General features: G+C 72.7%; 7 protein-coding genes. 3 read left to right on the plus strand and 4 right to left on the minus strand.

What is annotated here, in order from left to right; translation table 11 throughout:
• Position 1: 1 nt before the first annotated feature.
• Together FGW31_RS09040 and FGW31_RS09045 are read right to left on the minus strand one after the other, a co-directional pair.
• The gene (locus FGW31_RS09040; protein ID WP_142192866.1) at positions 2-1,249 is read right to left on the minus strand and encodes a polyamine ABC transporter substrate-binding protein; all 1,248 of its coding nucleotides are present in this window, start codon (positions 1,247-1,249) and stop codon (positions 2-4) included.
• Between the two features lie 50 nt (positions 1,250-1,299).
• Positions 1,300-2,835 carry a gamma-aminobutyraldehyde dehydrogenase gene (locus FGW31_RS09045; protein WP_142192867.1) on the minus strand — a complete coding sequence of 512 codons (1,536 nt, stop codon included), beginning with the start codon at positions 2,833-2,835 and terminating at the stop codon, positions 1,300-1,302.
• Between the two features lie 166 nt (positions 2,836-3,001).
• Between FGW31_RS09045 and FGW31_RS09050 the strand changes: the two genes are divergently transcribed.
• Positions 3,002-3,628, plus strand: coding sequence for an NADAR family protein (locus tag FGW31_RS09050; RefSeq protein WP_142192868.1), 627 nt, complete (start codon positions 3,002-3,004; stop codon positions 3,626-3,628).
• Positions 3,629-3,759: 131 nt separating this feature from the next.
• Here the strand turns inward: FGW31_RS09050 and FGW31_RS34960 are convergent, their stop codons facing one another.
• Positions 3,760-4,629: a DUF4190 domain-containing protein gene (locus tag FGW31_RS34960; protein WP_182674876.1), complete on the minus strand. Its 870-nt coding sequence runs from the start codon at positions 4,627-4,629 to the stop codon at positions 3,760-3,762.
• Between the two features lie 98 nt (positions 4,630-4,727).
• On the opposite strand from FGW31_RS34960, the gene FGW31_RS09060 reads away from it, so the two are divergent.
• Positions 4,728-5,843, plus strand: coding sequence for an adenosine deaminase (locus tag FGW31_RS09060; RefSeq protein ID WP_142192872.1), 1,116 nt, complete (start codon positions 4,728-4,730; stop codon positions 5,841-5,843).
• An 18-nt stretch (positions 5,844-5,861) separates the two neighbouring features.
• Entirely contained in the window at positions 5,862-6,572 is a 711-nt protein-coding gene (locus FGW31_RS09065; protein ID WP_142192869.1) for a glycerophosphodiester phosphodiesterase, read from the plus strand.
• A 136-nt stretch (positions 6,573-6,708) separates the two neighbouring features.
• Here the strand turns inward: FGW31_RS09065 and FGW31_RS09070 are convergent, their stop codons facing one another.
• The gene (locus FGW31_RS09070) at positions 6,709-7,239 is read right to left on the minus strand and encodes a hypothetical protein (RefSeq protein ID WP_142192870.1); all 531 of its coding nucleotides are present in this window, start codon (positions 7,237-7,239) and stop codon (positions 6,709-6,711) included.
• Positions 7,240-7,323: the final 84 nt, after the last annotated feature.

A 7,323-nucleotide genomic window follows, 5' to 3' on the forward strand; every position in this document is an offset into this window, starting at 1 on the left:
GTCACGCCCCCGTGAGCTTCGCGAACTTCTCTTCGAATGCCGTCTCTTCCTCGGAACTCAGCGAGCGGAAGGCACGGGACTTGGCCTGCATGGCCTGGTCGGGGAGGATCAGCGGGTTGTTCGCCGCGTCCTCGTCGATCTTCGCGAGCTCGTCCTTCACACCGTCGACCGGGCAGACGAAGTTGATGTAGGCGGCCAGTTCGGCGGCCGGCCGCGGCTCGAAGTAGTAGTCGATCAGCCGCTCGGCGTTCGTCTTGTGCCGGGCCTTGTTGGGGATCAGCAGGGCGTCGGTGGACGTCATGTAGCCGCTGTCCGGGATCAGGAACTCGATGTCCGGGTTGTCCGCCTTGAGCTGGACGACGTCACCGGCCCAGGCGAGACAGGCGGCGAAGTCGCCCTTGGTGAGGTCGGCGGTGTAGTCGTTGCCGGTGAAGCGGCGGATCTGCCCCTTGTCGACGGCCTTCTGCAGCCGGGCGATCGCCGCGTCGTAGTCGTCGGCGGTGAACTTCGCCGGGTCCTTGTCCATGTCGAGCAGCGTCATGCCGACGGTGTCGCGCATCTCGGTGAGCAGGCCGACGCGGCCCTTGAGTTCGGCGTTGTCCAGCAGGTCGGAGAGGGTCTTCACCTCGACGCCGTCGAGGGCCTTCTTGTTGTAGGCGATGACCGTGGAGATGCCCTGCCAGGGATAGGAGTAGGCGCGGCCCGGGTCCCAGTCGGGGTTGCGGAACTGGGCGGACAGGTTGGTGAACGCGTTCGGCAGGTTGGACGGGTCGAGTTTCTGCACCCAGCCGAGGCGGATCAGCCGGGCGGCCAGCCAGTCGGTGAGGACGACGATGTCGCGGCCGGTGTCCTGCCCGGCGGCGAGCTGCGGCTTGATCTTGCCGAAGAACTCGGTGTTGTCGTTGATGTCCTCGGTGTACTTGACCCTGATGCCGGTGCGCCGCGTGAACGCCTCCAGGGTGGGGTGCCTGCGGCCGCTCTCGTCGACGTCCATGTACTCGGTCCAGTTGGAGAAGTTGACGGTCTTCTCCTCCTGCGAGTGGTCCTGTGCCGGGACGCCGCCCCGGGTGGTGCCGGCCGCGGGGATGCCGCAGCCGGCGAGCGCCCCGGCGCCGCCCGCCGCGAGCACGCCGGCCGCGGAGGCGCGCAGCAGGGAACGGCGGGTCAGCGCCGCCCTGCCGTTGCGGAAACTGCGCCGCACCGCGGCCAGCCGGGCCGCGGAGAGGCGGTCGGGCTCGTACTGCTCCATACGCGTGATGCCCTTTCGGGAGGGTGGCCGCGGGTCGGGCGGCCTGGCTGCTATCGGTCCCCGAAGACGGTGCGGTGCCAGTCCTTGCGGGCCACCGCGGTGTTGTCGTACATGACGTGCTTGATCTGCGTGTACTCCTCGAACGAGTACGCGGACATGTCCTTGCCGAAGCCGGACGCCCGGTAGCCGCCGTGCGGCATCTCGCTGATGATCGGGATGTGGTCGTTGATCCACACGCATCCGGCCCTGATGTCCCGGGTGGCGCGGCCCGTGCGGTACACGTCCCGGCTCCACGCGGAGGCGGCGAGCCCGTACGGGGTGTCGTTGGCCAGCGCGATGCCCTCGTCGTCGGTGTCGAAGGGCAGGACGACCAGCACCGGCCCGAAGATCTCGGCCTGTACGACCTCGCTGTCCTGCGGCGCGCCGGCGATGAGCGTGGGCCGGTAGTACGCGCCGTTCGTCAGCTCTCCGTGGGGTGCCTCGCCGCCGGTCACCACGCTTGCGTAGGCCCGCGCCCGGTCCACGAAGGCGGCCACCCGGTCGCGGTGGGCGTGCGAGACCAGCGGTCCGAGGTCGGTGCCGGGCGCGAAGGGGTCGCCGAGCCGGACGGTCTCCATCAGGGCGGCGGTGCGCTCGACGAACGCCTCGTACAGCGGGCGCTGCACGTAGGCGCGGGTGGCGGCCGTGCAGTCCTGTCCGGTGTTGATGAGGGCGCCCGCGACCGCGCCGTTGACGGCGGCGTCGAGGTCGGCGTCGTCGAACACGACGAAGGGCGCCTTGCCGCCGAGTTCCAGGTGGAGGCGCTTGACGGAGGCGGTGGCGATCTCGGCGACGCGTTTGCCGACGGCGGTGGAGCCGGTGAAGGAGGTCATCGCCACGTCGGGATGGCCGACGAGGTGTTCGCCGGCCTCCCTGCCGGTGCCGGTGACGATGTTGACCACGCCGTCCGGGAGGCCGGCGTCGGTGGCGGCCTGCGCGAAGAGCAGCGAGGTCAGCGGGGTGAGTTCGGCGGGCTTGAGGACGACGGTGTTGCCCGCGGCGACCGCCGGGAGGATCTTCCACGCGGCCATCTGGAGCGGGTAGTTCCAGGGGGCGACGGAGCCGACCACGCCGATCGGCTCGCGGCGTACGTAGGAGGTGTGGTCGCCGGAGTACTCACCGGCCGACTGGCCCTGGAGGTGACGGGCGGCGCCGGCGAAGAAGGCGATGTTGTCGATCGTGCCGGGCACGTCGAACTCGCGGCTCAGCTTGAGGGGTTTGCCGCACTGCAGCGACTCGGCGCGGGCGAAGTCCTCCGCGCGCTCCGCGACGACGGCGGCGAACCGGTGCAGCGCGTCGGAACGCTCGCCGGGCGTGGCGCCGGCCCAGTCGGGGAACGCCTCCCGCGCGGCGGCGACGGCCGCGTCCACGTCGTCGGCGCCGGCGAGTTCGTAGGTGAGGACGCCCTCGCCGGTGGCCGGGTCGACCACCGTGTGCGTACGGCCCGAGGTGCCCTGCGCCGGACGTCCCGCGATGAACTGCGCCCCGTCCGCGAACCGGTCCCGGGCCGGGAACCGCTCCGGTGTGGTGTTGCCCGGGTTGTGCATGTCGCTCTCCTCCGTCTCCCCGAGGGGCGGCGTGGCTCCAGCTCGAATTGAGTGCCGATCCTGACAGAGCGACGGCACTCCAACAAGGGATTCCGTTGTTGCCTTTTGGTTACGCGACGGAATCTGTCGACCAGGTGTCGAGTGGCCACGGAAAAGGCAGGACGGGATGTCAGTGGTCGGTGGCAGACTCGCGTGCAGGACGGTGATCACGGGGGTGGCGGTGAGCGGGACGTCGGGAGCGGTCGGTTCCAGGGCCGCGCTGATCGAGGCGGTGCGGGCCGGGGCGAGGGTGAAGTACCTGCACTTCTGGGGGCACCGGCCGTTGCCCGACGGCCGGATCGGCGCGAGCTGTCTCAGCCAGTGGTGGCCGTCGCCGTTCACGGTGGACGGCGTGGAGTACGCGACCGCCGAGCACTGGATGATGGCGGCCAAGGCCCGGCTGTTCGGGGACGCGGAGGCGGAGCGGCAGGCGCTGGCCGCCGAGCATCCCGCGCAGGCGAAGAAGGCGGGGCGGCTGGTGCGGGGCTTCGACGAGGAGACCTGGCGCCGGGAGCGGTTCGGCATCGTCGTGCACGGCAGCGTGCACAAGTTCTCGGCGCACACGGATCTGCGGGACTTCCTGGTGAACACGGGCGAGCGGGTGCTGGTCGAGGCGAGCCCGGTGGACCGGGTGTGGGGCATCGGCCTCGCGGCGGACGACGAGCGGGCGGCGGACCCGGAGCGGTGGCGGGGGCCCAACCTGCTGGGCTTCGCGCTGATGGAGGCACGCCGGCTGCTGCGGACGGACGGCTGAGGAGCACGGCAGGACCGGCTTCCACAGCCGGATCGGTCTGCGCTGCCCGGCCGACGTGCACTGCCGGGCGGCTTCCGGCCGGACCTGCTTGCTGCCGGACCTGCTTGCTGCCGGGCCGGCCTGCGCTTCGGCTAGGTGACGAGGACCAGCACTCCCAGGGCCACGCCCAGCGCACTGCCGACCGCTCCGCAGATGATGCCGGCCAGCGCCTGGCCGGCGTTGGTCGCCTCGCCCCGGTTGGCCTTGGCGCGGCCGATCCCGCCGAAGATCATGGCCAGGACGCCGAGCAGGATGGCCACCGGCCACAGGCAGAAGACGGCGGCCGAGATGATGCCGAGCACCATGCCGCTGACGCCCATTCCGTTGCTCGGCAGCGGTGCCGCGCCCGACCAGCCGGCGTACCCCGCCGGCCCCGGCGCGGTGGCGTACCCGCCCGGGTAGCCGTAGGGGACCCGGCCGGGTCCGTCGGGGCCGATGGGCGGCGGCGGCACGGGCTCGCCGACGGCCGGGGGCGCGAACGGGTTGGCGGCGGCACCGTGGGCGGAGGACGGGGTGGCCGGACCCGCCCAGGACGGGGTGGGGTGCGTGGCGGGCGCGGACTCGCCCATCGCGGGGAACGACGTCACCGTCTGCTGGTCGTGCACGGACGGTGAGGTGGGCGCGGACCACGGCAGGGAGGCGCCGGACGGGATCGTGTCGCTCCGGCCGCCCGCCGTCCCCGCGGCGTCCCGGCCGTCGCTTCCCGGGCCGCCGGACGGAGCGCGCTCACCCGGAGCCGCCCAGGGGTCGGGAGTGCCGGGCGACGTGTCGCGCAGGGCCGCTTCCGGCGGGGCCGGTGCAGGGGCGTCACCGATGTCCACCAGCGCACCGTCCTGCGGCACCGTGTCCCCGGCACCGCCGTCGGCCGGTGCCGGCCACACCTGGCCGGCGGGCGGCTGAACCGGCGGCGTACCGCCTGTCGTGTGTTCCCGCGCTCCCGGCGTCTGCGCGTCGTCGGACATGCGCTGGGCCCCCTCCGTCGGACGTTCCGTCATGCTACGGCGCCGCCGCGTGCCGCGCGCGCCCGGCCTACGATGATCCCCGAACCACCGATCAGCCGATCACCCGCGTCCCGCCGGACACCCGCCGCGGACGCCGTTCCCGGGGAGGGACCTTGACCGACCACCTCGACACCGCCGCCGCCGGCCGCGACCTGCGGGCCTTCGTCGCCGGACTGCCCAAGGCCGAACTGCACGTGCACCACGTCGGCTCCGCCTCCCCGCGCATCGTCTCCGAGCTGGCCGCCCGCCACCCCGACCGCAGGGTGCCCGCCGACCCCGAGGCCCTGGCCGACTACTTCACGTTCACCGACTTCGCGCACTTCGTCGAGGTGTACCTGTCGGTCGTCGACCTCATCCGCACCCCCGAGGACGTGCGGCTGCTGACCTACGAGGTGGCGCGCGAGCTGGCCCGGCAGCAGGTGCGGTACGCGGAACTGACCGTCACGCCGTTCTCCTCCACCCGGCGCGGGATCGACGCGCGTGCCTTCATGGACGCCATCGAGGACGCCCGCAAGGCGGCCGAGAGCGAGTTCGGGACCGTGCTGCGCTGGTGCTTCGACATCCCCGGCGAGGCCGGTTTGGAGGCCGCCGAGGAGACCGTGCGGCTCGCCACCGACGACCGGCTGCGCCCGGAGGGCCTGATCTCCTTCGGGCTCGGCGGACCCGAGATCGGCGTGCCCCGGCCGCAGTTCAAGCCGTACTTCGACCGGGCCGTCGCCGCCGGTCTGCGCTCCGTGCCGCACGCCGGCGAGACCACGGGCCCGCAGACGGTGTGGGACGCGCTCCACGAACTGGGCGCCGAGCGCATCGGGCACGGCACCAGCGCCGCCCGGGACCCCGAGCTGCTCCGGCACCTGGCCGAGCGCCGGATCCCGCTGGAGGTGTGCCCCACCTCCAACATCGCCACCCGCGCGGTCACCGACCTGGACGCGCACCCCGTCAAGGAATTCGTGCAAGCCGGCGTCCTGGTCACGATCAACTCCGACGACCCGCCGATGTTCGGCACCGACCTGAACAACGAGTACGCGATCGCCGCCCGGCTGCTCGACCTCGACGAGCGGGGCCTGGCGGAGCTGGCGAAGAACGCGGTCGAGGCGTCGTTCATGGACCCGGCGGGCAAGGCACGGCTGTCCGCCGAGATCGACACCTACACCGCGTCCTGGCTCGCCTCCTGACCACCGCGAAGGGCCGCCATGCAGAACGTGACCGCCGTGGCCCACCGCGGCGACCCCTACCGCGTCCGCGAGAACACGCTCGCCTCGCTGCGTTCCGCGCTGAGCCGGGGCGCGGACGCGGTGGAGATCGACGTGCGTCTCACCCGGGACGGCGTGCCCGTCCTGCTGCACGACGACACGCTGAAACGCCTGTGGGAGCACGACCGCCCGCTGCTGTCCCTGTCGTGGGAGGAGGTGCGCGGCGTGACCGGCGACGGCGTGCCGACCCTCGCCGACGCGCTGGCGGCGACGGACGGCAGCCGGGTGATGATCGACCTGCCCGGCGCTCCGGACGTGCGCGCCACGCGCCGGGTCGTGGACGTCGTACGGGAGCGGGGCGCCGAGGACCGGGTGTACTACTGCGCGGGCGCCCCCGCCATGCTCGCCGTGCGCGCCGCGGACCCGTCCGCGGAGATCGCCCTGACCCGCACCACCGTGGCCCCGCCGCGCGCGGGCCTGCTGGAGGCGGTCCGGCCCCGCTGGCTCAACTACCGCTTCGGCCTGGTCGACCGGGCCCTCGCCGAGCGCGTCCACCGCGACGGCTACCTGCTGTCGGTGTGGACGCCGGACACCCGCCGCTCCATGCGCCGCCTGCTGGCCCTGGGCGTGGACTCGATCACCACCAACCGCGTCGACGTGCTGTGCGCGCTGCGCGACGCCGGGCCGGGAGGCCGCGCCGCGCGGCGGTGAACTCCGCCGGTGTCCTCGGCCGTTCAAGCGGCCGAGGACACCGTGGAGTGCGGCAGGTCGGGCAGGCCGTCCAGGAACAGGCCGCCGGGAGCGGCCCGTTGAGGCCGGGACCGGTGGCCCGGCGCCTGACCGGGCCTCACCGCGGCACGGGAACGGGACGGCTCCCGGCGTACGGGGTGAGCGCCTCCAGCCGCTTGATCTTCCGCCGCACGACGTACAGCGGGATCACGCCGAACACGCCGAACGCCATGTCGATGACGCTCCACCAGAAGGGAATGCCGCGGATCGGGCCGCAGATCAGGGCGAGCGGGACGATGCCGGCGCAGGCGATCATGCCGAACTCCACGACCCAGACGTTGCGGACGGGGTCGCGGTAGGGGCCGAGGAAGGCGACGGCGATGACGAGGTGGGCGAAGGCGAGCCAGTCGGTGCCGTAGAGGAGGAACGGGTAATCGGCGTCGGCGGTTTCCAGGCCCTGGCGTACGCGCTCGATCCACTCCATGAGGCCGGGCAGGTGCTCCGGCGCCGACAGCGAGCGGAGCAGGTCCTCGGTCCAGCGCAGTTCGTGGACGAGGGGGAAGGCCGTGGCGCCGCTGAGCACCAGGCAGACGACGAAGAACACCAGCCAGGCACGAACGCCCTTCAGCAGGGCGGATCTGTCGCTCATGACCGCAGCGTACGCCTGATTTGAACATGTTCAAAAATCGGGTCGGCCCCGGGAACGCGGCGGGCCCCCGCGGGGGGGGGCCCC

The sequence above is a fragment of the Streptomyces calvus genome, from assembly GCF_006782915.1.
In the GTDB taxonomy this organism is placed as follows: domain Bacteria; phylum Actinomycetota; class Actinomycetes; order Streptomycetales; family Streptomycetaceae; genus Streptomyces; species Streptomyces calvus.

Bases quoted from the DNA above. Each gene is read 5' to 3' on its own strand.
- FGW31_RS09040 (WP_142192866.1), bottom strand. From the start codon at position 1,249: ATGGAGCAGTACGAGCCCGACCGCCTCTCCGCGGCCCGGCTGGCCGCG.
- FGW31_RS09045 (WP_142192867.1), bottom strand. From the start codon at position 2,835: ATGCACAACCCGGGCAACACCACACCGGAGCGGTTCCCGGCCCGGGAC.
- FGW31_RS09050 (WP_142192868.1), top strand. From the start codon at position 3,002: ATGTCAGTGGTCGGTGGCAGACTCGCGTGCAGGACGGTGATCACGGGG.
- FGW31_RS34960 (WP_182674876.1), bottom strand. From the start codon at position 4,629: ATGTCCGACGACGCGCAGACGCCGGGAGCGCGGGAACACACGACAGGC.
- FGW31_RS09065 (WP_142192869.1), top strand. From the start codon at position 5,862: ATGCAGAACGTGACCGCCGTGGCCCACCGCGGCGACCCCTACCGCGTC.
- FGW31_RS09070 (WP_142192870.1), bottom strand. From the start codon at position 7,239: ATGAGCGACAGATCCGCCCTGCTGAAGGGCGTTCGTGCCTGGCTGGTG.